21 protein-coding genes are annotated in these 25,387 nt (G+C 64.9%); 11 read left to right on the top strand and 10 right to left on the bottom strand.

Going from position 1 to position 25,387, the window contains the following annotated elements; translation table 11 throughout:
* From AS156_RS08705 to AS156_RS08690, 4 genes are all read left to right on the top strand, one after another.
* Positions 1-1,470: coiled-coil domain-containing protein (locus AS156_RS08705; RefSeq protein ID WP_488226042.1), on the top strand; the 1,470-nt coding region annotated here is incomplete at its 5' end.
* 65 nt (positions 1,471-1,535) lie between these two features.
* Positions 1,536-2,603, top strand: coding sequence for a TAXI family TRAP transporter solute-binding subunit (locus AS156_RS08700; RefSeq protein WP_066502682.1), 1,068 nt, complete (start codon positions 1,536-1,538; stop codon positions 2,601-2,603).
* Complete coding sequence (locus AS156_RS08695) at positions 2,600-3,235, top strand: hypothetical protein (protein WP_066502678.1); 636 nt, start codon at positions 2,600-2,602, stop codon at positions 3,233-3,235. Before AS156_RS08700 ends, AS156_RS08695 begins: the two co-directional genes overlap by 4 nt.
* A gap of 66 nt (positions 3,236-3,301) precedes the next feature.
* On the top strand, positions 3,302-3,868 hold the full coding sequence (locus AS156_RS08690) for a DsrE family protein (protein WP_245312625.1): 567 nt from the start codon (positions 3,302-3,304) through the stop codon (positions 3,866-3,868).
* A 68-nt stretch (positions 3,869-3,936) separates the two neighbouring features.
* On the opposite strand, the gene AS156_RS08685 is transcribed toward AS156_RS08690, so the two are convergent.
* Positions 3,937-5,022 carry a peptidyl-alpha-hydroxyglycine alpha-amidating lyase family protein gene (locus AS156_RS08685; RefSeq protein ID WP_066502668.1) on the bottom strand — a complete coding sequence of 362 codons (1,086 nt, stop codon included), beginning with the start codon at positions 5,020-5,022 and terminating at the stop codon, positions 3,937-3,939.
* Between the two features lie 161 nt (positions 5,023-5,183).
* Here AS156_RS08685 and AS156_RS08680 point away from each other — a divergent pair, with 161 nt between their 5' ends.
* Entirely contained in the window at positions 5,184-6,155 is a 972-nt protein-coding gene (locus tag AS156_RS08680) for a Bug family tripartite tricarboxylate transporter substrate binding protein (protein WP_066502665.1), read from the top strand.
* A 31-nt stretch (positions 6,156-6,186) separates the two neighbouring features.
* Positions 6,187-6,357: a response regulator transcription factor gene (locus tag AS156_RS08675; RefSeq protein ID WP_160331067.1), complete on the top strand. Its 171-nt coding sequence runs from the start codon at positions 6,187-6,189 to the stop codon at positions 6,355-6,357.
* Positions 6,358-6,412: 55 nt separating this feature from the next.
* On the opposite strand, the gene iaaH is transcribed toward AS156_RS08675, so the two are convergent.
* On the bottom strand, positions 6,413-7,840 hold the full coding sequence (gene iaaH, locus AS156_RS08670) for an indoleacetamide hydrolase (protein ID WP_066502931.1): 1,428 nt from the start codon (positions 7,838-7,840) through the stop codon (positions 6,413-6,415).
* 325 nt (positions 7,841-8,165) lie between these two features.
* Here iaaH and AS156_RS08665 point away from each other — a divergent pair, with 325 nt between their 5' ends.
* Positions 8,166-8,351, top strand: a complete 186-nt coding sequence (locus AS156_RS08665) for a DUF3311 domain-containing protein (protein ID WP_066502659.1) — start codon at positions 8,166-8,168, stop codon at positions 8,349-8,351.
* Positions 8,352-8,360: 9 nt separating this feature from the next.
* Positions 8,361-9,857, top strand: a complete 1,497-nt coding sequence (gene mctP / locus AS156_RS08660; RefSeq protein ID WP_066502655.1) for a monocarboxylate uptake permease MctP — start codon at positions 8,361-8,363, stop codon at positions 9,855-9,857.
* On the opposite strand, the gene AS156_RS08655 is transcribed toward mctP, so the two are convergent.
* Positions 9,822-13,304, bottom strand: coding sequence for an indolepyruvate ferredoxin oxidoreductase family protein (locus tag AS156_RS08655; RefSeq protein WP_066502651.1), 3,483 nt, complete (start codon positions 13,302-13,304; stop codon positions 9,822-9,824). The two genes, mctP and AS156_RS08655, sit on opposite strands and share 36 nt — an antisense overlap.
* A 157-nt stretch (positions 13,305-13,461) precedes the next feature.
* Between AS156_RS08655 and AS156_RS08650 the strand changes: the two genes are divergently transcribed.
* Positions 13,462-13,917 carry an Lrp/AsnC family transcriptional regulator gene (locus AS156_RS08650; protein ID WP_066502648.1) on the top strand — a complete coding sequence of 152 codons (456 nt, stop codon included), beginning with the start codon at positions 13,462-13,464 and terminating at the stop codon, positions 13,915-13,917.
* 157 nt (positions 13,918-14,074) lie between these two features.
* Here the strand turns inward: AS156_RS08650 and AS156_RS08645 are convergent, their stop codons facing one another.
* Together AS156_RS08645 and AS156_RS08640 are read right to left on the bottom strand one after the other, a co-directional pair.
* Positions 14,075-14,560 (bottom strand): hypothetical protein, encoded by a 486-nt coding sequence (locus AS156_RS08645; protein ID WP_066502645.1) that lies wholly within the window; start codon positions 14,558-14,560, stop codon positions 14,075-14,077.
* Positions 14,561-14,636: 76 nt separating this feature from the next.
* The gene (locus AS156_RS08640; RefSeq protein ID WP_245312623.1) at positions 14,637-15,071 is read right to left on the bottom strand and encodes a hypothetical protein; all 435 of its coding nucleotides are present in this window, start codon (positions 15,069-15,071) and stop codon (positions 14,637-14,639) included.
* 103 nt (positions 15,072-15,174) lie between these two features.
* Here AS156_RS08640 and AS156_RS08635 point away from each other — a divergent pair, with 103 nt between their 5' ends.
* The gene (locus AS156_RS08635) at positions 15,175-16,095 is read left to right on the top strand and encodes a LysR family transcriptional regulator (protein ID WP_066502641.1); all 921 of its coding nucleotides are present in this window, start codon (positions 15,175-15,177) and stop codon (positions 16,093-16,095) included.
* A gap of 473 nt (positions 16,096-16,568) precedes the next feature.
* Here the strand turns inward: AS156_RS08635 and AS156_RS08630 are convergent, their stop codons facing one another.
* From AS156_RS08630 to AS156_RS08620, 3 genes are read right to left on the bottom strand one after another with little or no spacing between them, the layout of a single operon-like run.
* Complete coding sequence (locus tag AS156_RS08630; RefSeq protein WP_066502639.1) at positions 16,569-17,354, bottom strand: fumarylacetoacetate hydrolase family protein; 786 nt, start codon at positions 17,352-17,354, stop codon at positions 16,569-16,571.
* Between the two features lie 12 nt (positions 17,355-17,366).
* Entirely contained in the window at positions 17,367-18,734 is a 1,368-nt protein-coding gene (locus AS156_RS08625; RefSeq protein WP_066502637.1) for an LLM class flavin-dependent oxidoreductase, read from the bottom strand.
* Between the two features lie 23 nt (positions 18,735-18,757).
* Positions 18,758-19,810, bottom strand: coding sequence for an Ldh family oxidoreductase (locus AS156_RS08620; protein ID WP_066502635.1), 1,053 nt, complete (start codon positions 19,808-19,810; stop codon positions 18,758-18,760).
* A 399-nt stretch (positions 19,811-20,209) separates the two neighbouring features.
* On the opposite strand from AS156_RS08620, the gene AS156_RS08615 reads away from it, so the two are divergent.
* Entirely contained in the window at positions 20,210-24,325 is a 4,116-nt protein-coding gene (locus tag AS156_RS08615) for a GAF domain-containing protein (RefSeq protein WP_066502633.1), read from the top strand.
* On the opposite strand, the gene AS156_RS08610 is transcribed toward AS156_RS08615, so the two are convergent.
* Positions 24,299-24,640: a hypothetical protein gene (locus tag AS156_RS08610; RefSeq protein WP_066502928.1), complete on the bottom strand. Its 342-nt coding sequence runs from the start codon at positions 24,638-24,640 to the stop codon at positions 24,299-24,301. The two genes, AS156_RS08615 and AS156_RS08610, sit on opposite strands and share 27 nt — an antisense overlap.
* Before the next feature lie 70 nt (positions 24,641-24,710).
* Positions 24,711-25,238: a cupin domain-containing protein gene (locus tag AS156_RS08605; RefSeq protein ID WP_245312622.1), complete on the bottom strand. Its 528-nt coding sequence runs from the start codon at positions 25,236-25,238 to the stop codon at positions 24,711-24,713.
* Between the last annotated feature and the right edge of the window lie 149 nt (positions 25,239-25,387).

Raw genomic sequence — 25,387 nt, 5'->3', positions numbered from 1 at the left:
CGGCTGGAACAGGATCTCGCGGCGTCGCGACGCGATGTCGAGACGCAGACCGCGCTGGCGACCAAGGCGGGCGCCGAGGCAAGCCAGCTGAAGAAGACAGCGGACGCCGGCTCGGCGGACCTGCGAAAATCGCTGCAGCAGGAACGCGACCGTGCGAGCCGGCTGGAACAGGATCTCGCGGCAGCGCGGCGCGATGTCGAGACGCAGACCGCGCTGGCGACCAAGGCGGGCGCCGAGGCAAGCGAGCTGAAGAAGACCGCGGACGCCGGCTCGGCGGACCTACGAAAATCGCTGCAACAGGAACGCGACCGCGCGAGCCGACAGGAACAGGCTCTCGCGGCGTCGCGACGCGATGTCGAGACGGAGACCGCGCTGGCGACCAAGGCGGGCGAGGAATCCGCGAAGCTGAAACAGGCGGCGGAGAAGGATTCAGCCGAGCTGAGGCAATCGCTGCGCCAAGAGCAGGACAAGGTCGAGACGCTCACCGCCGAGCTCACGGCGATGCGCACCAAGATGTACGCCTACGATGCTCAAGCACGTCAGGTTAGCGATCAGGCGCCAGAACTCAAGCAGGCGGCGCAAAGCGGCCCGACGGATCTCGGAGAATCGCTGCAGCAGGAACGCGACCGTGCGAACCGGCTGGAACAGGATCTCGCGGCGGCGCGACGCGATGTCGAGACGCAGACTGCGCTGGCGACCAAGGCGGGCGCCGAGGCAAGCCAGCTGAAGCAGACAGCGGACGCCGGCTCGGCGGACCTGCGAAAATCGCTGCAGGAGGAACGCGACCGCGCGAGCCGACTGGAACAGGATCTCGCGGCGGCGCGGCGCGATGTCGAGGCGCAGACCGCGCTGGCGACCAAGGCGGGCGAGGAAACCGCGAAGCTGAAACAGGCGGCGGAGAAGGGATCAACCGAGCTGAAGCAATCGCTGCGACAGGAGCAGGACAAGGTCGAGACGTTGACCGCCGAGCTCTCGGCGACGCGCACGAAGATGTACGCCTACGATGCTCGAGCGCGTCAAGCTTGCGATCAGGCGGCAGAGCTCAAGCAGGCGGCGCGAAGCAGTCAGAATGCGCCAAAGCCTGGCATCACGGATCGGATCAGCATGCAACACAAGGCGGAGGCGGCGATACCGGTCACCGTAGAGCAGACCGCCGGTGCGGATGCGCAAGCCGAGCTGCCGTCCAACCCCGACGATACTGCTGAGTTCACCAGGCTGGTCGCCCGCGCGGACATGCTGCTCGGCCGTGGCGATATCGGTTCTGCGCGGATCGTGCTTGAGCGCGCGGCTGCAGCCGGCAATGCCCAGGCAAGTTTCAAGCTCGCTGAAACCTATGATCCCATTATTCTTTCCAAATGGGGAGTCTTGGGGACGCGCAGCGATGCGACGAAGGCGCTCGCTCTCTACGTCAAGGCTGAGGCCGGCGGAGTCAAGGAAGCAAAGGAGCGCCTCGATGCGCTGCGGCGGTAGCGCCGGTTGGAGATCGACACGATGCGCGGCGTCGCGAGTGCGTCGTCGAATGTAGGAGTTGGTCGATGAACAAATGTGTAGGATCACGGACGTTGCTCGTGTTCGCAGCACTGTCTGCGTTCCTTGCCGTTCAGCCCGCTCTGGTGGGTGCGCAAACGAAGCACGTTCGTACGCAGAGTGCCGATGCGCAGCGGCATCGTTCGCCACGACAATCGCAGCAGACCGGGACCGCAAAGCCAATCGAGACCATCAACGCCTGGACGGTCGGCCTCGCCGGCGGTCTGTTGGATGGCGCGCCGATCCGCTTCGCCACGGAAATGGCTCGCGTGGTCGACGACGGCGACAATCTGCATGTCCTGCCGGTCGTGACACGCGGACCGACGGAAAACGTCAATTCGCTCCTCTACCTGCGCGGCATCGATGCCGCGATCATCAACTCCGATTCGCTCGACGAGTACAAAAACCAGGTGCCGAACATTCAGCACAAGATCGCCTACGTGCTCAACCTGTTCCCTTCCGAGCTGCACGTCTTCGTACGGCCGGAAATTCAAAGCCTCAACGACCTCGTAGGCAAGAAGGTGAATTTCAATACGCTCGGCACCGCCGCAGCCTATTCGGGACCGCTGATCTTCTCTCGTCTCGGTCTCGACGTCGAGAAGACTTTCATCCCGCATCCGATCGCGTTGGAGCAGATGCGCAAGGGCGAGGGCGGCATGGCGGCGGTGGTGTTCATCACATCCAAGCCGGTCGGTGCCTTCGTGCGCGGTCGGTTCGAGCCGGGCTTCAAGTTCCTGCCCGTTCCATACAACAACAAGCTGGAAGACTACTATCTTCCCTCCAGCCTCGAGGCGGCCGACTATCCCAACCTGATCAAGCCGGGCGAACGCGTGGAGACGATCGCCGTGCCCACCGCGCTGGTTGCCTTCAATTGGCCGACCAGCTCGAACCGCTATGCGCGCGTGGCGCGCTTTGTCGAACATCTGTTCTCGCGGCTCGACAAGCTGCAGGGACCCGGCTTCGATCCGAAATGGAAGTCGATCAATCTCGCCGGATCGGTCCCAGGGCTTGCGCGCTTCCCAGCGGCGCAGGCCTGGCTCGATAGTCACGCGCACGGAAGCCGGGCATCGCAATGAAGGCGGCAACCTTCCCGTTCGCCGTTGCACTCGCGGTCGCAAACTGCATTGCGTCAGCGCAAGGAGCGAGCGAACCGACGCCGCAGTCTCCTGGCTGCTCGCTGATGCAATGGACAGACCGGTCGGAGTGCCTCGACAAGCTGCCGCGTCGCGCAACGCCTCCGCTGCAGCTGGCGCTGGCGGGCGATAACTGGGTCGTCACAGAGACGACGTCGCCCATCGACTATTCGCCGATTGCCACCGCCACGACCTCGTCAAGCAGGGACGCGGGCGGGCCGCCGATGCAGCTTGCGATTCGCTGCCGCGGCGGACGCACGGAACTCGCCGTCACCGGATCCGTCACCGCCGGTCGTGGCGACGACTACTTGATTTCCTATCGCGTCAATGGCGGTCAGTCGGTACAGCTCGCGGGCGGCGTGCCAGCATTTGGCGACGGCGTCGCATTCAAAGGTGACGCCGTCGCTCTGCTGCTGTCGCTTCCGGCCGACGGGGAACTCGCGGTGCGGCTGCTGCCGCAGAAGGGACGCGAGCTGGACGGAGTCTTCTCACTCCACGGGCTGGAAACATTGCGGGCAAGGATCGGTGCCACGTGCAAATGGCCGCACGCCGTCGCCAAGCCCAATGACCGATAATCAAGGTGTAGCGCACTTCGAGGGAGGTGGACGATGAGCAAGTGTGGGCATATCGCGGCAACAGCAATGACGGGCGCGATCGCGCTCGTGGTCTCCACGGCTTTGTCCGCGGCGCAGGATGCCGAGCGGCCGTTGATACTGACGTCGAAGCCTCATACCACCATAAGGATGCAGGTAGCCAAGCCGTCTGCAAAGTCCACGGCCGCCGTGCAAACGAATAAGCGTTCCGCCCTTGCGCTCGCGACAGAGGCTGCTGCAAAGAAAAAGGAGCACCGGCTGATCCTGCAGGTCAATACCAATGATCCTGCCGCGATGAATCTCGCTCTCAACAACGCGATGAACGTTGCGCAATATTACAAGGAGATCGGTGAGCAGGTGAAGATCGAGGTGGTCACGTTCGGGCCGGGCCTGCATATGCTGCGCGATGACACCTCGCCCGTGAAGGCGCGGATCGAGACAATGGCGCTGAGCACACCGGAGATTTCCTACAAGGCCTGCGGCAACACCCAGGAGAACATGCACAAGGCCGAGAACAAGGACATTCCGATCATTTCCCAGGCCCAAGTGGTCAAGTCTGGCGTCATCCACATCATGCAACTGGAGGAGCATGGCTGGACTTACGTCAAGCCGTGAGCCGTCTCCACAATCGAGTGTCGTGCTCGCGCTGGTGGGCACGCTTGGGCTTTTCCCACTCTACGGCCTCATGGCTTGAGCAACAGCTTCTGCACGCGCCAATTCAGGAGCTCGGCGACGTAGAGCTCGTTCTCCGACGGACAGGCGATCGCGTGGACCCAGCCGAACTGTTTCAACTGCTTGCCGGATTGTCCGAGCATGCCGAGCACCTTGCCGTCGAGCGAGAGCTTGTAGATGCGGCCGGGCCAGGCGTCGGATGAGTACAGCACCTGGTGCGGCGGCGGAGTGATGCAGATCGCCCAGGGCGATCCCGGCGCGAACGTGCCGCCCGCGACCATCGCCTCATCAGGGATCTTGCCGATCGCGGGCCTGGCGTCGGGCGGCACCGGCACGTCGATCACGATCTGGCGCAGGAACTTGCCGCCGCCGTCGAACACCTGGATGCGATGGTTGCCGCGATCGGCGACGTAGACATTGCCGTCGGCGTCGGTTGCGATTGAATGCGGCGTGTTGAACTGGCCGGGCTCCGTGCCCCGCTCGCCCCATGACTTCAGCCAGTTGCCGTTCTTGTCCACCTTGGCGACACGCGAATTGATGTAGCCGTCGCTGATATAGGTGTTGCCGGCCTTGTCCCAGGCAACGTCGGTGACCTGGCGGAAGCGGCCGTCCTCTGCCGGCAGCGGCGGCTTCGGATGCTTCAGCGGCGCGGTGTCCTCGTCGGAGGCCTCCTGCTTGCGGCCGAACACCATGACGACGCGGCCGGCGGGATCGAACTTGATGACCATGTCCGAGCCCTTGTCGGTCACCCAGATATTGTCATGAGGATCGATCTTCACGGAATGGCCGAACGACCAGGCATAGAGGTTCTTGCCGATCTCCCGGACAAATGTGCCCTGCGCGTTGAATTCGAGCAGTTGCGCAGCCGCCGCGGCGTAGGCCGGGCCGCTGGTGTTGCCGCGCGACAGCACGAAGACATGCCCTTTGGAATTGACCGAGACCCCGGTGGCCTCGCCGAAATACATGTTCGGTGGCAGCTTGAGCGGATTGGGCACCGACTCGAAGGCGATGGTCGGAACGGCATGCTGCGCGAACGCCTGATGCGTAAACACCTGCGGCGCCACCAGCAGCATCAATCCGGCGAGCCAGTGCCTCATGCGATCCTCCCCAATGGTCTTGTTGGCGCGAATGCTAGTCGATGGCTTGATGCAATGCATGTGCGTATCGCGTCATGACCGCTCGTCGCCCCTTGCATGGCGCACGCGTGTATGAAAGGCCCGGCTATGTGAAGGGCGTACTTGCAGCCGGGGGCCTCCCGATGATGTTGCGCTATCTGACATTCATCCTGTTCGCGATCGCAGCAAATGCGCTGCTGCAATCACCAGCGTTCGCCGCCTATCCCGACCACGTCGTCAAGATCGTGGTGCCGTTCGCGCCGGGCGGCAGCACCGATGTGGTCGCCCGCACGCTGGCGCAGGAGATGCAGAAGGATCTCGGCGTCACCGTCATCATCGAGAACAAGCCGGGGGCGGGCACCATCATCGGCACGCAGAGCGTCGCGGCCAGTGCGCCCGATGGTTACACGCTGCTGATGGCGACGTTTGCGAACGCGGTCAATCCGAGCCTTTACAGCAAGCTGCCCTACGATCCACATAAGGATTTTACACCCGTCGCGCTGGTCGCGCGCTCCTTCAACGTGGTCGTGGTCAATCCGGCCTCGCCGATCAAGTCGATCGCTGACCTGATCGCGGCGGCGAAGGCCGATCCGGAGAAGCTCTCCTACGGGACCTACGGCACCGGCACCTCGGCGCATCTCGCCGGCGAGTTGTTCAAGCATCTGGCCCGGGTCAACCTGACCACCGTTCCGTACAAGGGCGCAGCGCCCGCGATCACCGATCTGCTCGGCTGCCAGATCCAGGTGATGTTCACCACGGTGGCAAGCTGCGCGTCGCTGGTCGAGTCCGGGCAGCTGCGCGCGATCGCGGTGACCTCGGCCGAGCGCTCGGCGTCGTTCGCGCAATTGCCGACCGTGTCGGAAGCGGGTGTCCCGGGCTACGCCGCGGAATCCTGGTACGGCCTTTACGCGCCCGCAAACACGCCGCCTGATATCATCGATCGCCTGAACAAATCGGCTGCGAAGGCGGTGCAGTCGGACGCCTTCAAGAAGCTTGGCGTCAACGAGGGCCTCGTGATGGTGGCCGCGCCCCCGGCTCAGCTCGACCGCTACTTCTCCGGCGAAGAGGCGCGCTGGCGCAAGGTGATCGAGGATGCCGGCATCAAGGCGGAGTAGGGGCGGCACGTCGCCGGTCTTGAGGCTCTCGGTGCGTGAATTCGAGATCGCCCGGATGATCGCCGATGATCCCAGCGACAAGGAGATCGCGCACCGCTTGCAGGTCGAGCCGTCGACCGTGCGCACCCACATCGCGCGCATCTTCCAGAAACTCGGCGTCCGCCGCCGCAGCGGCGTCGCGAGCTTGTTTCCGAGGCATTAGCCCCTCTCCTTCTCTCCGCAAGCAGGGCGAGGTGACGCGTGCTTGTTAGCGTGACCTACTTCCCCGGCGCGGGCAGCCGGCCGAACACCTTTTCCATCGCCATGCCGATCGCGAGCAGCCTCGTGTCGCTGCCGGCGGGGCCGTCCAGCTCGAGGCCGACCGGCAACTTGCTCGATGCGCCAAGCGCGATCGGGAGCTGGATGCCGGGCAGGCCGGCATTGCTGCCGGGATCGGTGTTCTGGATGAACAGGCCGAAATTGGCGAGGCTCGATGCATCCGGATTGGAGTCGATCGCGACCTTCGGCACCGTCGGGAAGACGATGGCATCGAGCTTGTTGCCGGTGAAGGTGTCGCGATAGAGCGCCTGTAGCGCCGGCCGCGCCGTTGTCATCGCGGCCTCGTAGATCGGCTTGGCGTCGACCACGGTGTTGTCGGGACCCGGCAGCTTGCGCGGGATCACCAGCCCGTCATAGGTGCCCTTGACGTCCGGGCTCGCGATCTCCCTGGCCAGCGCTTCGATCGTGATGCCGGTGCCGGTGTGCTTGAGGTAGGCGACCATGTCGTCATAGGCCTCGTAAAGCGCGAGAGGAAAGCCGACCTGGTTGTTCAGTTCGCCGAGCTTGTCCATCTCGACCTCGACCACGGTGACGCCTTGCGCGGTCAACTGGTCGAGCGCCGCGCGGAACGCGGCGTCGGTGTCGCCGTCGAGATTGGCGAGCAGCGGCTTGGCGACGCCGATCCGCACCTCCTTCAGGTTGGCCGGCGCCACCGGGCTGCCACCGGCCAGCACGCGATCGAGTAGCGCCACGTCGGCGATCGTTGCGGCCATCGGGCCCGCGGTGTCGCGGGTGTGCGAGATCGGCGCGATGCCGCCTTGCGGATAGCGTCCGACCGTCGGCCGCAGCGAGGCGCAACCGTTCACCGCGCAGGGGATGCGCACCGAGCCGCCGGTGTCGGTGCCGAGGCCCGCGGTGACGATCCGCGCGCCGATCGCGGCTCCCGTGCCCGACGACGAGCCGCCGGCGATCTTCGCGACATCGTAGGCATTGCGCACGCCGAATTCGGAACTCGTCTTGAACGCGGTGTTGTAGCCGGAAATGCCGAACGCGAGCTCGTGCATGTTGGTCTTGCCGATGATGATGGCGCCGGCCTCGCGGAGCTTCGCGGCGACAGGCGCGTCATTGGCTGGCACGTAGGATTTCAGCGCCGGCGTGCCTGCGCTCGCGGGCAGGCCGGCCACTTCGATGTTGTCCTTGATCACGACAGGCACGCCGCCGAGCGGCTTGCATTCGCCCTCCCTGCGGCCGGCGTCGAACGCCTCCGCGGCCTTCATGGCGCCGGCCTCGTCCAGCGTGATGAAGGCGTTGAGCCTGCTCAGCTCCTTGGCGCGCGCCAGCGCCGCCGCGGTGAGGGCCTTGCTGGTGATCTTGCCTGCGCACACATCGGCCGCGGCCTGCGTCGCGGTGAGCTGGTCGAGATTGATCGCCGGTTGCGCGGCCGCCGCCGCGATGAATGGCGTTGCCGCCAGCACGAAATTGACGATGGCCGAACCGAGCAATAATGGGCTGTGATCCATGACGGTCTCCTCTGAAATGCAGCAGCGCGGGTGGAATTGTACCTGCTCGTTCAGTGGTTGGCTGTCCTCATTCCGAGGACAGGAGGATCGGCCCGCACGCGATCACAATGTCTGGTATCGCAACGCAATACGGCCAATTCCGATTGCCTTGCATCGAACAGGTTCGTAAATCGGCCGAGAATCGAGAATCAGGAGTGCCGGCCGATCGAGCCGGCCGAGGCTGGAGCCTGTCATGTGGATGTTGTTGCTGCTGCCGTTTGTCGGCTTGCTATGGGTGCCGTTCTATAATTTCGTCGAGCCGTCGCTGCTCGGCTTTCCCTTCTTCTACTGGTACCAGTTTGCCTGGGTGCCGATCACCTCGCTCCTGATCTGGCTGGTCTATCGCAGCCGCACGCCCGATTCCGACGAGACGCGGTGAGGGGACGATATGACCGATCATATCGCGTGGGTCGCCCTCGCCATTTTCATCTTCTTCTTCGCACTCGTTACCGTGATGGGCTTCGTCGCCGCGCGCTGGAAATCCGGGCCGGTCAATGAGCATCTCGACGAATGGGGGCTCGGCGGCCGCCAGTTCGGCACCTGGATCACCTGGTTTCTGGTCGGCGGGGATTTCTACACCGCCTACACCGTGATCGCGGTGCCGGCGCTGGTCTATGCGGTCGGCGCCTACGGCTTCTTTGCGCTGCCCTACACCATCATCGTCTATCCCTTCGTGTTCGCGGTGATGCCGCTGTTGTGGAAGAAGGCGCATGCCGCCGGCCACGTCACCGCCGCCGACGTCGTCCAGGGCGCCTATGGTTCGCGCAGCCTCGAGCTCGCGGTGGCACTGACCGGCATCGTCGCGACCATGCCCTATATCGCGCTGCAGCTGATCGGCATGGAGGTCGTGATCAAGGCGATGGGGCTCTCCGGCGAGCTGCCGATCGTCGCGGCTTTCGTGATCCTCGCGCTCTACACCTATAGCTCCGGCCTGCGCGCTCCGGCGCTGATCGCCTTCGTGAAGGACATCATGATCTACATCGTGGTGCTGACGGCCGTGGTCGTGGTGCCGACCAAGCTCGGCGGCTACGCCGCAGTGTTCGCCGCCGCCAACGACGCCTTCACGGCGAAGGGCGGCGCTACCGGATTGACCCTGAAGCCCGGGCAGTATCTGCCTTACGCGACATTGGCGCTGGGATCGGCACTCGCCGCCTTCATGTATCCGCACACGCTGACCGGCGTGTTCGCCTCGAAGTCGGCGGACACCATCCGCAAGAACGCGATCCTGTTACCGGCCTATACGGTTCTGCTCGGGCTGATCGCGCTGCTGGGCTACATGGCCCATGCCGCCCATATCAAGGTGGCGTCGCCGAACGACGTGGTGCCGATGCTGTTCAAGGAGCTGTTCCCTGAATGGTTTGCCGGCTTCGCCTTCTCCGCGATCGCGATCGGCGCGCTGGTGCCGGCGGCGGTGATGAGCATCGGCGCCGCCAATCTGTTCACCCGCAATGTCTGGAAGTCCTATGTCAATCCGGACATTTCCCATGCCGGCGAGGCGGCGGTCGCCAAGATCACCTCGCTGGTGGTGAAGGTCGGCGCGCTCGCCTTCATCCTGTTCCTGCCGACGCAATTTGCGCTCGACCTGCAACTGCTCGGCGGCCTCTGGATCGTGCAGACGCTGCCGGCGCTGGTGTTCGGCCTGTTCACCAACTGGTTCCGCGGCGGCGGACTACTGCTCGGCTGGGCGGTCGGCATCGGCTGGGGAACGTGGACAGCGTGGCACAACGGGCTGAAGCCGCTCGCCAGCATCTCGCTCGGCGATGCCAGCTACTCCTTCTACGTCGGCTTTGGCGCGCTGCTGCTCAACATCGTGGTGGCCGTGCTCGCGACCATCGTGATCGGCTTGATGTCACCCGCCAAGCGCGGCGCGGCGGTCGGTTCCTGAACCGTCGTCGTGGTGCGCCGGATCTGAGGCAAGTCGCGCGGTCAGCCGCGCGACTTCTGCCTTGGTCTTGGCGATGGCGGCGTCCTTCACCGGGCCGTAGCCCCTGATCTCCAGCGGCGCCTTGGCGATCGCGATGATGTCGGGCAGGCGCGCCGGGTCGAGGTTGCCGAGCATGGTGTCGATCAGCGCTTCATACCAGGCGATCAGCTCGCGCTCGGCGCGGCGCTCCGCGGTGTAGCCGAACACGTCGAACGCGGTACCGCGCACCCCCTTGAGCCGCGCGAGCAAGCGTAGCGGCGTCCGGATCCATGGCCCGAACGCGCGCTTGCGCGGCCGCCCCCGCACATCACGTTGTGCGGGGAGGAAGGGCGGCGCGAGATGGTAGCGCACCGTAAAATCGCCATCGAATTCGCGGCTGAGCTCGTCGAGGAAGCCGGTCTGCATATGCAGCCGCGCCACCTCGTACTCATCCTTGTAGGCCATCAGTTTGAACAGCGACCACGCGACGGCCTCGGTGAGGCTCGTGCTGTTGAACGCGGCTTCGGCACGCCGCACGTTGTCCACCACTTCTCGATAGCGCGCAGCGTAGGCCGCGTCCTGATAATCGCGCAGGAAATCGGTGCGCCGTGCGATCATCTGCTCCAGCGTCTCGGGCGCGTTGGCCGCAGCGCTCTCCGCCTTCGGCAGGAACTCCGGATCGGCACGCGCGATCCGGCCCCAGGCCAGCGCCTGCTTGTTGCGCTCGACGGTCACCCCGTTCAGCTCGATCGCGCGCAGCAATGCGTCGAGCGACACCGGCACCAGCCCCTGCTGCCAGGCAAAGCCAAGCATCATGATGTTGGCATACACGCTGTCGCCGAGCAGCCGCTCGGCCAGTGCGTTGGCGTCGAGCGTGCCGAGATTGCCCGATCCGATCACCCGCTCGATCGCGCGGAGCCGGACCGGCGAGGCGAGATCGGCGTCGCGGAACCGCACGACGTCGCCGGTCGGCATCTCCGCCATGTTGACAGCGGCGCGCATGCCCTTGCGATAGGTGCCGGAAGCCTTCGCCGACGAGCTCACCACGAGATCGCAGCCGATCAGCGCATCGGCAGCGCCCTGGTCGATCCGCACCTGATGCAGCGCGTCAGGCGTCGCCGCCAGCCGCAGATAGCTCAGCACCGGCCCGAACTTCTGCGCGAAGCCGGTGAAGTCGAGCACCGAGACGCCGTGGCCCTCGAGATGCGCGGCCATCGCGATGAGCGCACCGACCGTGATCACTCCGGTGCCGCCGACGCCAGTGACGAGCAGGTCATACGGCCGTTCCAGCGTCGCAGGCTGCGGCGCCGGCAGCGTGGCGGCGCGCACCAGCGGATCGATTGCGCTGGCGCCCTTCGCCCGCCGCTTGCCGCCTTCGATGGTGACGAAGCTCGGACAGAACCCGTTGAGGCAGGAGAAATCCTTGTTGCAGGTCGAGAAGTTGATCTTGCGCTTGCGGCCGAACGGCGTCTCCTTCGGCTCGACGCTGAGACAATTCGACTCCACCGAGCAGTCGCCGCAGCCCTCGCAGACGAGATCGTTGATGTAGGCAAAGCGCGCCGGGTCGGGCATCTGGCCGCGCTTGCGCCGGCGGCGCCTCTCGGTCGCGCAGGTCTGCTGGTAGATCAGCACGGTGACGCCAGGGATATCACGCAGCTCGCGCTGCACCGCGTCCATCACCTCGCGCGGATGAATTGTGACGCCGACGGGGAGGTCCGCGGGCGAGAAATGCGCGGGATCGTCGGAAACCAGCGCGATCCGCGAGACACCCTCGGCGCGGACGCTATGCGCGATCGCCTGCACGCTGACCGGGCCGTCGACCGGCTGGCCGCCGGTCATCGCCACGGCGTCGTTGAACAGGATCTTGTAGGTGATGTTGGCTTTGGCGGCGATCGCCTGCCGGATCGCCATCGAGCCGGAATGATAATAGGTGCCTTCGCCCAGATTCTGAAAGATGTGCTTGTTGCCGGTAAATCGCGCCGAGGCCGCCCAGTTGACGCCTTCGCCGCCCATTTGGATCAGCGACGAGGTCTCGCGATCCATCCAGCTCGCCATGAAATGGCAACCGATCCCGGCCAGCGCCTTGGAGCCTTCGGGCACCTTCGTGGAGGTGTTGTGCGGGCAGCCGGAGCAGAAATAGGGCGTGCGGGTCGCGCCCGGCACCGCGATGGTGCGGTCCTGCTCGGGCGCGAGCGCGGCGACGCGTCGGGCGAGCTGCAATTCCGGAAACATCGGGTCGAGCCGCCGCGCCAGCACGTCCGCCAGCATGCGCGGCGACAATTCGCCGGTCCAGGAGATCAGCCGCGCCCCTCGCTCGTCGTGCTTGCCGACCATGCGCTCCGGCTTCGCGCCGGGGTAATCGTAGAAATATTCCTTGAACTGGCTCTCGATGATGCCGCGCTTCTCCTCGACCACCAGGATCTCGCGCTTGCCCTTCACGAACTCCATCGCGTCGTGCAGCGCTAAGGGCCACACCATGCCGACCTTGTAGATGTCGATGCCGACGCGGCGGCAGGCGGCTTCGTCGAGCCCGATCAGCCGCAGCGCCTCCATCAAATCGTGATGCGCCTTGCCGGTCGTGACGATGCCGTAGGTCGCGTCCCTGACGTCGTAGATGCGGCGGTCGATCGGATTGGCTTTTGCAAACGCGTAGACCGCATGCTTCTTCGCCTCCAGCCGCTCCTCGATTTGCGGTCCCGGCAGATCCGGCCAGCGATAGTGCAGGCCGCTCGGCGGCGGCACGAAGTCCGGCTGCGCGAAGACGCGCGGCTCGCGCAGCTCGACCGATGCGCCTGACTCCACGATCTCCGAGATCGCCTTGAAGCCCACCCACATGCCGGAGAAGCGGCTCAGCGCGTAGCCGTATTCGCCGAACGCGAGATATTCGCCGACATCGGCCGGATGCAGCGTCGGCATGAACCAGCTCATGAAGGCGACGTCGGACTGGTGTGGCATCGACGACGACACGCAGCCGTGGTCGTCGCCGGCAACCACCAGCACGCCGCCATGCGGCGACGAGCCATAGGCATTGCCGTGCTTCAGCGCGTCACCGGAGCGGTCGATGCCGGGGCCCTTGCCGTACCAGAGCCCGAACACGCCATCGACCTCGCGGTCCGCTTGCGTCTCCACCTGCTGCGAGCCGAGCACGGCGGTGGCAGCGAGGTCCTCGTTGACCGCGGGCAGGAATTCGATGCGGTTGTCTTTCAAGAGTTCGCCGATTTTCCAGAGCTCGAGATCGACCCCGCCGAGCGGCGAGCCGCGATAGCCGGAAATGAACCCCGCGGTGTTGAGCCCAGCGGCGCGGTCGCGCCGCGCCTGATCGAGCGCGATGCGAACGATCGCCTGCGTACCGGTGAGGAAGACGCGGCCACGGTCTCGGCTGTAGCAGTCGGAGAGTTGATAGGCGTCAAGCTTCGGCATCTGGCCCATGACTGACCCCTGTGAGTCGCAGTGTGATCTCAGCAGACAACGCTACGCCCGCGGGTCTGGTAGGTCTTACCTATCTGTTCGGTTGGTAACCTGATTACGGTAAAATATTGCGATGAAGTGGATAATTCGGTAGAATATTCCAAAACGGAAGGTCTTCATGGTTGAAGAGCAGGACGAGAAGATCCTCAGCGAACTGCAGAAAGACGGCCGCGCCACCAACCAGCAACTCGCCGAGACCGTCGGCATGTCGACCTCGGCGTGCTGGCGTCGCGTTCGCGCGCTGGAAGAGTCCGGCGTCATCGAAGGTTATGCCGCGCTGGTGGCGCGCGAGCAGGCTGGCTTTGCGACCTCGGCAATCCTGCATGTCTCGCTGGAACGGCACGATGTGAAATTCGTCGACGAGTTCGTCGCGCGCGTGATGAAGCGCCGCGAGGTGCTGGAGTGCTTCGCGACCACCGGCGACGCCGACTACCATCTGCGCGTCGTCGTGCGCGACATGGACGCCTACAACAAATTCCTCGACGAGTTCATGTTCCGCATCCCCGGCATCCGCCACGTCCGCACCAACGTGATCCTGAAGGAGATCAAGACCGGCGTAGCGTTGCCGTTTTGACGGAGTTGGCTGTTGCGGTGTCACGGCGTACTCTCCGTCGTCCCGGCTTTCGCCGCGACGACGGAGGGATGGCGGGATGGGTGGAGCGAAAGCGATATCCATCATCGTGCCGCGGATATGAATTGGCGAGTTTAGCTTCGCTCGAGCCGTCCTACGCCTATGGCCCGGGCTTCAGCAGGATCATGAAGACAAGGACGTGGCTGACGAGCAGCAGCGGCACGTAGAGTGCCGGAATGTAGATGCCGGCGCCGAACTGCCCGGGGTCTCCGAGCTTCACGCCCATGTAGTAGGCGTTCAGAAGATCCAGCGTGCCCCAGATGTTGAATATCCAGACCAGTGGAATGGCAATCGGCCAGCGCCAGGACAGTGCCGCCATCGAAAGGAGCGCGAGCACGGCCGCGATAAGATCTCCCCATCCGATCTTGCTGGCGAAATCCGAGCTCAATTTTGGGGACACAAACCCGGCGACCATGAAGTTCATGCCCAGGAATCTGAACGCATGGAAAGCGGCAAGAAGTCTCAGGGCCTCGTAATACGGCAACGCGCGAAGTGCTGGCCAGACATAGGTGGCAGCCACCACCGCGCTCGTCAGGAAGGCGCCGACGACGCTGAGAACGAATGGAAGGTTGAAATTCGCGGGCATGGTCGGTTTCCCTTGTGCTGGTCGATCCGGTCGGGGAAGGTCGGACCCGTCGATCAGGTTCGACCCCCGCGGGCGGTCAGGGCTTGGCGATGAGCAAGCGAAGCGGCAGCAGCGGGCCGATCGCGATATACTCGTGGTCCATGAGATTTTGCTTGGCGAGCGGCAGGCCTTCCATGATCGCGTGTGCTTCGGAGGTATCCTTGGCGTCGAGCAGGAAGATCACGCCGCGTCCGTCGGAGCGCGAATACCATTCACGGACTTTGCCATTGAGATAGAGCTGTACGGTCTGCCGGATTTCGTCCGGCATGACGGCCATCACCTGGTCGCGTGTGACCCCCGCCTTGACGGTCAGGATGACCATCACGCCGGTCGTTGTGGGGGAGATAGCTTGTTGGGTTTGGGCAAGGCATGGAGCGGTCATGGACGTGGCGCCTATCAAAGTGAGGGTGAGTGCCAGGATGGCGTGACGGATAGCTTTCATCGATCCGATGTCTCCGATCACGACGGTCATCGTGATGCACCTGTTCAGCGCAGCCAGCGTTTGCCACCGGCTTGCAGGTTCTGATTTAGGACCGCTTCTCGCGGGCGACTATTCGCGATAATGTTGACAGGCCATGAAGCAGAACTTCACAGTCAGGCATGGTGCGCTCGACGGCGTGGAGGCGTTCCTCAGTGTCGCCCAGCACCGCAGCTTCCGGCGCGCGGCCGCCGAGCTCGGGGTGACGCCGTCGGCGATCAGTCAGGCGGTCCGCGCCCTCGAGTCGCGGGTCGGCGCCGTGCTCTTCATTCGCACCACCCGTAGCGTCGGCCTGACCGAAGCCGGCGAGCGTTTCCTTGCGCGTGCAAGGCCTGCGTTCGAGGAGCTCATCGCGGCAAGCGGGGCCGCGCGTGAGCTCGGGCAGAAGCCGGCCGGCCTCTTGCGTCTGACCGTGCCGCGCTCGGTGGTGCCGATCCTGCTGGAGCCGCTGATCGCCTCATTCTGCCGCGCGTTTCCCGAGATCGAGGTCGAGCTCGCTGCCAGCGAAGAGCTGGTCGACCTCGCAGCCGAAGGTTTTGATGCGGGCATCAGGATGGGTCAGTTCATCGATCCCGACATGGTCGCCGTACGCCTGACCAAGCCGTTCCCTTTCGTCGTCGTCGGCAGCCCGGATTACTTCGCCCGCCGCGGCCGCCCCAGGCGCCTGGACGATTTGCGCGAGCACGCATGCCTGCGGCTGCGGCGATCGAACGGCGCGCTCGCGCCATGGTCGCTCAACGACAACGGCCGTTCAGTCGAAATCGCCGTATCGGGATCCTTCATCGGGCACGACTTCCCCACCCTGGTCGGCGCGGCGGTCGAAGGCGTGGGGCTGGCGCAAGTGCCCGCACCGCTGGTTACCTTCGCCGTGAAGGCGAAACAGCTCGTCCGCGTGCTTGATCCGTTCGCGCCGATGACGCCGGGTGTGTTTCTCTACTATCCCGGCCAGCGGCAGATCATGCCGAAGCTGCGGGCCTTCATCGATTACGTGAAGAGCCATTCGGGAGCCGCGCGCTAGTCCGAAACCGCCGTCACCCGGCTTTCCCTGCGCCCTTGCTCTCAGAGCGGCGAAACGAAAGACAAAGCTCGGACAAATTAGGTCGCGCGAAGACTGACGGATGACTCACAAGCCGCGCCACACACGTCGTTCCTGCGAAAGCAGGGACCCATACTCCGCGGCCCGTGTTGTGAAGGGGACACGTCATTCCAGCGCCCCTCAACAACAACCACTGGTGTTTATGGGGCCCTGCTTTCGCAGGGACGACGATTGGAGGGAGCCCACTTCTGTCATCGCCCGGCTCGATGCGCGGGTGATGACACCGTGCGCTGTCTAACGGGGACCGATAACCACAGATGTTGATTGTTGAGCTATGCTGGGACGACGAGCCCCGTCAACAACCTTCACCGCGGAGTATGGGTCCCCGCTTTCGCGGGGACGACATCGAGTGAGCGGAACGCGTGTCAAAAAACGGGAAGGCCGAGTCCCTGCCCTCACACCTTCTCCCTCACGAACCTGTTGCGCAGCGTGCCGATGCCGGTGATGTCAATCTCCACGACATCGCCGTCCTTCAAGTCCGGCGAGGCGCCGTCGGTGCCCATCCAGATCACGTCGCCGGGCCACAGCGTAAAGTATTTCGTCAGCTCGACGATGAACGGCACGATGCCGAAGATCATCTCGTTGGTGTGGAAGCGGCCGGTTTCCTTGCCGTTGACGCGGATTGCGGTCTCCATAGTATCGAGATCGACCTCGGTCTCGATCCACGGGCCCATCGGCTTGAAGGTGTCGGCGTTCTTGGCGCGCCACAGGCCGCGATCGGCCTTCTGCCAGGTGCGTTCGGAGACGTCGTTGCCGATGGTGTAGCCGAACACGCAATCCATCGCGTTGGCTTCGGTGAGGTGCTTGGCCTTCTTGCCGATCACGACGGCGAGCTCGCCCTCGTAATGGATCTTCTCAGTCGCGCTCGCCGGGATCACGACATCCTCGTCATGCGCGATCAGCGCGTTCTGCGCGCGGTAGCCGATCTCGGGACGATCGGGGACATTCGGCACGGTGCCGGCCTTGTCGGCGGCTTCCTTGAGATGCTTCAGATAGTTCAGACCGACGCAGTAGAAGGTGCGCGGGATCAGCGGCAGCTCGATCTTCACATCCTTCAGGGCATGGGTCTGCGGCGTCCTGGTCCATTCGCCGAACGGATCGCCGTTGACGGTCGTGACCTTGTCGCCCTCGACGAGGCCCCAGGAGGTCTTGCCTGCGGCGGTGAATTTGAGCCAGCGCATGATGGTGTCCTTCTATTCCGCCGCGACCTGCGGGCGGGTCTTCCAGGCGCCGGCCGCGGGGCGCTTGAGGCCGAGATTCTCGCGCAGCGTCGTGCCGGCATAGTCCTTGTGATACAGGCCGCGGCGCTGCAGCTCGGGCACGACGTGGTTGACGAAATCGGCATAGGAGCCCGGCACGTAGCTCGCGGCGACGACGAAGCCGTCGCAGCCGCGACCGACGAACATCTCTTCCAGCCTGTCGGCGATCTCCTTCGGGCCGCCGACCATCGCGTCCTGCACCTGGCCGCGGCCGGAGAAGGTGATGAAGTCGCGGGTCGAGGGATTGGTCTTGCCGGAGGTGCGCAGCACGCCGTCGCGGATGCCGAGCATGCCCTGCATGCCCTGCAATTCCTCGGTCGTCAGCGGCTCGTCGATCGGCTTGGCGCCGAAGTCGAAGTTGAGGCCCTCGGCGAGCAGCGACAGCGCGTCGATCTCGAGCGGCAGCTTCTGGATTACAGCCATCCGGTCCTCGGCCTCCGCCTTGGTGGCGCCGGTGACCGGCGTGATCAGGTTGCAGAGGAACATCTGGTCCGGATCGCGTCCGGCCTTGGCGGCTTCGCCGCGGATCGCATCGTAGCCCTGCTTTGCGTTGGCGAGGTTGCGCGCGGCAGTGAAGATCACCTCGCCCCAGCGTCCGGCAAAGCGCTGGCCGCGCCCGGAGGAGCCGGCCTGGATGACGACGGGATGGCCCTGCGGCGAGCGCGGCACGGTGAACGGGCCGCGCGAGGTGAAGAACTGGCCCTTGTGGTCGAGCCGCTTCACCTTGGTCGGATCGGCGAAGCGACCACTTGTCTTGTCGATGATCAGCGAGCCGTCTTCCCAGGCGTCCCAGTGCCCGAGCACCACCTCCATGAACTCGTCGGCGCGGTCGTAGCGGTGGTCGTGCTCGAGATGCTGCTCCTTGCCCATGTTGAGCGCTTCGCCGTCATTGACCGAGGTGACCACGTTCCACGCGGCGCGGCCGTTGGTCATCAGGTCGAGCGTAGCAAAGCGGCGGGCGACGTCGAACGGCTCGAAATAGGTGGTCGAGCAGGTCGAGGCGAGGCCGAGCTTGGTGGTGACCATGCCCATCGTGGTCAGGACCACGATCGGGTCCATCTTCACGCAACGGATGCCGTACTCGACGGTGTGGGCGTGATCGTTGCCATAGCGGTCCGGCATCGCCAGCCGGTCATCGAAGAACGCCATGTGGAACTTGCCGCGTTCCAGGATGCGCGCGATCTCCTGGTAGTAGTCCGCCGACATCGAATCGTCGCGCGACTCGGGGTGGCGCCATGAGCTCGGCAGGTTGGTGCAGTTCTGCGCCTGCAGGAAGCCAACCATCGCCATTTGCCGTGTCATCTCGTTCTCCTGTGCTCGATCGATCAGCGAAGATCGAGGTCTTGAGTGAGCTTGTAGTCGGCGGCCAGCGCCTTCAGCTTCTCCCAGGTCGCGTCCTCGATCTCGATGCCATTCTTGCGGCGCTCGACCTCGCGCAGATGTTCGACCTCGCCCGGATAGAACACGCCGCGGCTCCCTTCCGAGGGCGGCGTCGATTTCAGGTAGCGCGCAAAGTCGCCGACCTCTTTCTTGAAATCCTTCAGCGGGCGGAACGCGGCGACATTGAACACCGCCATGAAGCAACCGTCATTGTGCCGGCCGGTTGGCTCGACGCCGAAGCCGAGGCCGGTCAGCAGGCCGCACAGCACCTCGACCATCGCGGCGAGGCCGCTTCCCTTGTAGCCCTCGCTGCCGCCGAGCGGCAGCAGCGCGCCGCCTTTGCGGTAGTCCTTCGGGTCGGTGGTGTCGCGCCCCTCGGAATCGATGATCCAGCCCTTGGGGATCTGCTCGCCGCGCGCCACCGCGAGCTGGATCTTGCCGGCTGCGACCGCCGAGGTCGCCATGTCCAGATAGAACGGCGCATCGAGATCGGACGGCACCGCGATCGAGATCGGGTTGGTGCCGAGCCGGGCCTCGCGGCCGCCGAATGGGGCGACATGCTTCGGCGAGCGGCCGGAATCGGCGGCGGCGATGCCGATCATGCCCTCGCGCATCGCCATCATCGGGTAGTGTGCCAGCCGCCCGACATGGCTCTGCCGGAACACGGTGCAGGCCGCGACATTCGCCGTCTTCGCCTTGTTGATGGTCATCTCCATCGCCTTGGCATTGACGTGGAAGCCGAAGCCCCAGTGGCCGTCGATCACGGTGGTGGTCGGGCTCTCCTGCACGACGGTCCATTTCGCGCCGGGCACGATGTGGCCGGCCTTGACGCGGTCGATATAGGTCGGGATCGCGATGATGCCGTGGGAGTCATGGCCGGCGAGGTTGGCATTGACGCAGCCGGAGGCGACGGCGGTTGCCTCCTCCTCCGATGCGCCGGCGGCTCGCAGGAGCGCCGCGCCGATGCGCGTGAGACGGTCGGCCTGGACGATCGGCATGGGATTTCCTCGTGGTCGGCCCGCACGATGCGCGGGTCTTTTTGATGATGTTGGCCGCATGGTCTCAAAGCGCCGGGGAGCGAGCAAGGCCAGAAAATCCGGTCCGCCATACCGGGAACTGGGTGCTCGCCAGCTCGATTTCACAGCGTGGAACGAGCGCGGTCGCGATGCGGAATTTGGCCGGTGCGATGGCGCGAGGGAGCCAGCGAGGAGCTGCCGGCGGCAACGGCGCCTCAGCCTGGCACAAAACTGTCCGCAATTCCCCGGAAGACGGCTCTCGCCGTTGGTCAGGCGTTTACTCTGACTCGCAACTTGCCGGTGATCCTAACCATCGCTTAGGCCTCCGGCGGCAATGTTCCCGGCCAAATTGAAGAGGGCGGCCCCGGGGCCTCAGGAATCGTGCAGTCGAGCATCGGACGGACATTCGCGGCGTTGAATGCCACCAACGAAGCGATCCTGTACGCGAAATCACCAGAACAGTTGTACGCCAAGGTCTGCGAGGCCGCGTTCTCCGGCGGCGACTTCCTGGGCGTCACCGTCTTTCTGCGAGAGCCGGGTACCACCCGGCTGACATTCGCGGCCGGCTTCGGCGACGACGTCGCGCGGCTGCGCAGCATCGATATCTCGATCATCACCAATTCCCCGGAAGGCGAGGGCGTCGCCGGGCGGGCGTTCCGCGACCAGGCGGCCTGCGTCAGCAACGACTACATCAACGACCCGCGTTCGGCGGCCTGGCGCAGCGGCGCGGCCCGCAGCGGCGTCGGCGCCGCGGCAGCGATGCCGCTGGTCTGCAACGGGCGCAGCGTCGGCGTCTTCATGGTGACGAGGCGCGAACCGCACTCGCTCGGCGAGGAGATCGTTGCGCTGCTGGAGCGGATGGCGGCCAACGTGTCGTTTGCGCTCGACAACTTCAATCACGAGGCGTCGCGCAAGAGCGGCGAGCGCGCGATGCGACGGCTGAACCGCATGTTCGGCGCGATCAGCGCGACCAACGAAGCGATCCTGCGCGCCAAGACCGAGCACGATCTCTATCAACGGGTCTGCGATGCCGCGGTGTTCAGCGGCAAATCCTTTGCCGCCGTGGTGCTGCTGGCCGAGCCCGACACGCATTGGCTCGAGCCCGTCGCCGGCACCGGCGAGGCGATCGATCTGATCACGCAGACGCGCTTCTCGACCGACCCGGACAATGTCTATGGCAAGGGCATCTGCGGCGAGGCGTTCCGTACCCAGCGGCCCTGCGCCGAGCGCGACATTCCGAAATCGACCAGCGCGTCGCGTCCGCAAGTGCGCGGCAGCGGCCTCATGGCCTGCGTCGCGCTGCCGCTAACCCGGTTCGGCAAGAGCATCGGCGTCCTAATCTTCTTCATCGGCAATTCCTGGGCGGCGGACGAGGAGATCATCGCGCTGCTCGCAGGGATCGCCGAGAACGTGTCGGTCGCGCTCGACAATTTCGGCCGCGCCACCGAAAAGGCCAGGGCCGACGCCGAACGGGAGCGGCTGTCGCGGATGTTCGCCGCCTTGAGCGCGACCAACGAGGCGATCATGCGCGCGAGGTCGCGCTGGGAGATGTTCGAGCTGGTCTGTGCGGCAGCGGCGCATGGCGGCGGCTTCAACTCGACCAGCATCCTGATGGCGAAGCCGGGCGACGACTTCCTGGAGATGATGGCGGTCGCGGGCCCCACTGCGGAGAATGCGCGCCGTCTCACCGTCTCGCGCAACGAGGCGCTTCCGGAAGGGCGCGGCGTCTGCGGCAACGCGTTCCGCTCGCGGCGGGCCTGCATCAACAACGACTTATTGACCGACCTTGCCAGCAACGCATTCCGCGACATCATCGACGGCGAGGATGCGCGGTCGGGGGCGGCGTTTCCGTTGCTGGTCGACGACCAGGTGGTCGGGGTGATGCTGTTCATCTCCGCCAAGCGCAACACCTTCTCGTCCGAATTCGCCGAGCTGCTGCAGCGGCTTGCCGACAACGTGTCCTATGCACTCGGAAGCTTCGACCGCGCCGACGAGAAGGCGCGGACCGAGGAGCAGAAGGAGCGCCTTACGCGGATGTTCGCCACGCTCAGCGCGACCAACGAGGCGATCATGCGGGCGAAATCCCGCAGCGAGATGTTCGAGCTGGTCTGTGATGCGGCGGCGGTCGGCGATCAGTTCGTCTCGACCACGATCAGGCTGGTGCGCCCGGGCGAGCCTTTCCTCGAGAGCGTCGCGGCCTCGGGCCCGGACCGCGTGCGTGCCCGCGACGTTCAGTTGTCGGCCGATGCGTCGCGTCCGGAGGGACAGACCCTGACGGGCGTCGCGATCCGAACCCGCAGGCCGTGCATCAGCAACGACTATCTCAGCGATTTCGGAACCGATTCGTATCTTTATCAGGTCATCCGTGACAGCGGCAGCAAATCCGGTGCGGCCCTGCCGCTGCTCAAGGGCGGCGAGGCGATCGGGGCGCTGGTATTTCTCTCCGCCGAGTTCGGTGCGTTCAGCCCGGAGATGATGGCGCTGCTGCAGCGGATGGCCGAGAATGTGTCGTTTGCGCTCGACAATTTCGACCGAGCCGATGAGAAAGCCCGCGCCGACGCGCAGCGCGAACGGCTGTCGCGCATGTTCGCGGCGCTGAGCGCGACCAATGAGGCGATCATGCGGGCGAAGTCCCGCGACGAACTGTATCGGCTGGTCTGCGAGGCGGCGGCGACCGGCGGCAAGTTCACCTCCACCACGATCGCGCTGGTGCAGCCCGGCAGCGACTATCTTGAAATCGTCGCCACGGCGGGACCGACCGCAGAGGGCGCGCGCCAGGTGACGCTCTCGACCAACAAGGCCCACCCCGAAGGACGCGGCGCCTGCGGCAGGGCATTCCGGTCACGCAAGGCTTGCATCATCAACGATTATTTCGCTGACGCACAGGCCGCCGCCTTCCACGAACGAGCCCGTCTCGACGGAACGAAATCCGGAGCCTCGTTTCCGCTGATCATTGACGGAGAGGTGGTCGGCATCATGATCTTCGTTGCGGTCGAGAGGGACACCTTCACGCCGGAGTTCGCCGAGGTGCTGCAGCGGCTCGCCGACAATCTGGCATTCGCGCTCGAGGGTTTCGACCGCGCCGACGAGAAGAACAAGGCCGATGAGCGGATCGAGTACCTCGCCTCGCATGACAGCCTCACAAACCTGCCCAACCGCGAAATGTTCAACGAGTTGCTGCGCCACGCAATCTCGACGGCGGACCGCCAGCGGCGGCAGTTCGCGGTGCTGTTCATCGACCTCGATCGCTTCAAGGTGATCAACGACTCGCTCGGCCACGATGCCGGCGACATGCTGCTGATCGCGATCGCCGGACGGCTGAGTGGATCCCTGCGCGCGAGCGATGTGGTGGCGCGGCTTGGAGGCGACGAATTCGTCGTCATCCTGGAGGATGCCGCCGAGCGTGACGACGTTGAACGCATCGCTGGCGAGCTCCTGATTTCCCTCAGCCAGCCGCTGCAGCTCAGTGGGCATGAGTGCCACACCACGGCCTCGATCGGGATTGCGATGTATCCCGCCGACGGCTCCGACGTGCAGACGCTGACCAAGAATGCCGACATGGCGATGTACCTCGCCAAGGAGGACGGCAAGAACGGCTTCCGCTTCTTCTCCAACGAGATCAAGGCGCAGTCGATCGAGCGCCTGACGATGGAGAGCGCGCTGCGCCGCGCGCTTGAGCGCGGCCAGTTCTCGCTGCACTATCAGCCCAAGGTCGACATGGCGAGTGGACAGATCAGCGGCGTCGAGGCGCTGCTGCGCTGGACCCATCCGGAGCTCGGTCAGGTCGCGCCCGGACAGTTCATTCCGCTCGCCGAGGAAGTCGGCCTGATAGTGCCGATAGGCCGCTGGGTGCTCAAGGAGGCTTGCGCGCAGAACATGGCGTGGCAGCGGCGCGGCCTCATGCCGGTGACCATGGCTGTCAACCTCTCGCCGCGGCAGTTCGCCGATCCGCACCTGCTCAACGACATCGACGAGGCGCTGGCTGGGAGCGGCATGCCGCCCGCGCTGCTGCAGCTCGAGGTCACCGAAAGCATGGTGATGCGCAACGTGTCGCGGGCGATCCACGTGCTCGACGCGATCCAGTGCCGCGGCATTCGCTTGGCGATCGACGATTTCGGCACCGGCTATTCGTCGATGTCGCTGATGAAGCAATTCCCGATCGACACCATCAAGATCGATCGCTCCTTCGTGCGCGATCTGCCCAACGATTCCGAGGACGTGGCGATCGCGCAGGCGATCATCAGCATGGGCAAGGCGCTCGGCATGACCATCGTCGCCGAGGGGGTCGAGACGTCAGAGCAGCAGGAGTTCCTGCGCGCGCATGCCTGCGACGAGATGCAGGGCTTCCTGTTCTCCAGGCCGCTGCCGCCGCGCGATCTCGCCGAGCTGCTGCGACCGGCGCCGATGCGCGCCTCGCCGTCGTTGCAGCCTGCACTGGACGATGAAGCGACGACCGACGGCGAAGCCGAGCTAGGGAGGAAACGCGCTGTCGTCTGACGGTTGCACGGGAAGGTCGCGTACGTCGGAATCGGTGGATGCGACCTTGCGCGAGAAATCATATGGCCAGGGCAGCGTGGTCTGGCCGGCCAGCGTTCGGCGCAGCACGTGGGCGCCTTCCGCAAAGCTCGCGCCGTCAGGCAGTCGGAGCTGGCGGCACCAACTGGACGGCAGCGTCTCCGCGGTCTCGTGCAGGTCGAGCGCCGGTCCCCACCACCACGCCGGCGCCGGAGGCCGCTCCAGTTCGGGAATCGTACGCCAGCGAGCGAACTCGTCGACGATCCGGGCAAATTGCAGCTTCGCAGCAGGATGCATCACAGCCTCTCGGCCCGCGATGATATCGGTTTCCTCGATCCACGCAATATCCGCCGACCCTGCCGGCACGCTACTTCTGCTGCTCCACCTCGGTCGCGGTCGCCGGGCCTTCGCCCATGATCAGCAGCACGGCGTCTTCGTCCTTGGCGCCGTCCCAATGCACCTGCTTGCCGTAATGGGTGACGAAGCTGCCGGCCGGCATCGGCACGGTGCCGTGCTCGGGGTCGAATTTCGGACCCGAGCCTACCCACCAGGTGCCTTGCAGCACGACGATGTAGCGGTCGTTCGGATGGAAGTGCGGACGGCTGAAGTGATTGCCCTTGCTCCATTTGGTGTAGACCATATAGAACCCGGGCTTCGAGGGATCGCCGACCACGACCGCACTCTGCCCGCCGCGCGCGTCGACCGGGCCCCAGGGAATCTGGTCCGGCAGCTTGTAGGTGACGGCGGCGGGATTGAGTTCGGCTGCGGAGCTGATGCTCAGCGTCCCGGCGAAAACCAGCAGCATCATCAGGTATCGCCAGGATCGGTTCGACGCCGTCATCGTATCCTCCTGCCGTATGAGATCGGTCGGCAACTGCCGTGCCGTATATCTCATGCTAGACGCTCTCGTTCGGACCGGACAAGACGCGCTCACGCATGTCTGATCTCAGGATGCGACAACGGGCCCGCACGCAACGCAGCTGCAACATGAAAAACAGGATTTACGCCGCGCGCGGTGATGCTAGGTTGCGCGCCAACCAAAAC

The sequence above is a fragment of the Bradyrhizobium macuxiense genome, assembly GCF_001542415.1.
Taxonomy (GTDB): domain Bacteria; phylum Pseudomonadota; class Alphaproteobacteria; order Rhizobiales; family Xanthobacteraceae; genus Bradyrhizobium; species Bradyrhizobium macuxiense.
This window is presented reverse-complemented; position numbering and strand designations above follow the sequence as displayed.

Excerpts from the sequence above, each read along its gene's own strand:
- AS156_RS08700 (WP_066502682.1), top strand. The coding sequence starts at position 1,536 with ATGAACAAATGTGTAGGATCACGGACGTTGCTCGTGTTCGCAGCACTG.
- AS156_RS08695 (WP_066502678.1), top strand. The coding sequence starts at position 2,600 with ATGAAGGCGGCAACCTTCCCGTTCGCCGTTGCACTCGCGGTCGCAAAC.
- AS156_RS08690 (WP_245312625.1), top strand. The coding sequence starts at position 3,302 with ATGACGGGCGCGATCGCGCTCGTGGTCTCCACGGCTTTGTCCGCGGCG.
- AS156_RS08685 (WP_066502668.1), bottom strand. The coding sequence starts at position 5,022 with ATGAGGCACTGGCTCGCCGGATTGATGCTGCTGGTGGCGCCGCAGGTG.
- AS156_RS08680 (WP_066502665.1), top strand. The coding sequence starts at position 5,184 with ATGATGTTGCGCTATCTGACATTCATCCTGTTCGCGATCGCAGCAAAT.
- AS156_RS08665 (WP_066502659.1), top strand. The coding sequence starts at position 8,166 with ATGTGGATGTTGTTGCTGCTGCCGTTTGTCGGCTTGCTATGGGTGCCG.
- mctP (WP_066502655.1), top strand. The coding sequence starts at position 8,361 with ATGACCGATCATATCGCGTGGGTCGCCCTCGCCATTTTCATCTTCTTC.
- AS156_RS08655 (WP_066502651.1), bottom strand. The coding sequence starts at position 13,304 with ATGGGCCAGATGCCGAAGCTTGACGCCTATCAACTCTCCGACTGCTAC.
- AS156_RS08650 (WP_066502648.1), top strand. The coding sequence starts at position 13,462 with ATGGTTGAAGAGCAGGACGAGAAGATCCTCAGCGAACTGCAGAAAGAC.
- AS156_RS08645 (WP_066502645.1), bottom strand. The coding sequence starts at position 14,560 with ATGCCCGCGAATTTCAACCTTCCATTCGTTCTCAGCGTCGTCGGCGCC.
- AS156_RS08640 (WP_245312623.1), bottom strand. The coding sequence starts at position 15,071 with ATGACCGTCGTGATCGGAGACATCGGATCGATGAAAGCTATCCGTCAC.
- AS156_RS08635 (WP_066502641.1), top strand. The coding sequence starts at position 15,175 with ATGAAGCAGAACTTCACAGTCAGGCATGGTGCGCTCGACGGCGTGGAG.
- AS156_RS08630 (WP_066502639.1), bottom strand. The coding sequence starts at position 17,354 with ATGCGCTGGCTCAAATTCACCGCCGCAGGCAAGACCTCCTGGGGCCTC.
- AS156_RS08625 (WP_066502637.1), bottom strand. The coding sequence starts at position 18,734 with ATGACACGGCAAATGGCGATGGTTGGCTTCCTGCAGGCGCAGAACTGC.
- AS156_RS08620 (WP_066502635.1), bottom strand. The coding sequence starts at position 19,810 with ATGCCGATCGTCCAGGCCGACCGTCTCACGCGCATCGGCGCGGCGCTC.
- AS156_RS08610 (WP_066502928.1), bottom strand. The coding sequence starts at position 24,640 with ATGCATCCTGCTGCGAAGCTGCAATTTGCCCGGATCGTCGACGAGTTC.
- AS156_RS08605 (WP_245312622.1), bottom strand. The coding sequence starts at position 25,238 with ATGAGATATACGGCACGGCAGTTGCCGACCGATCTCATACGGCAGGAG.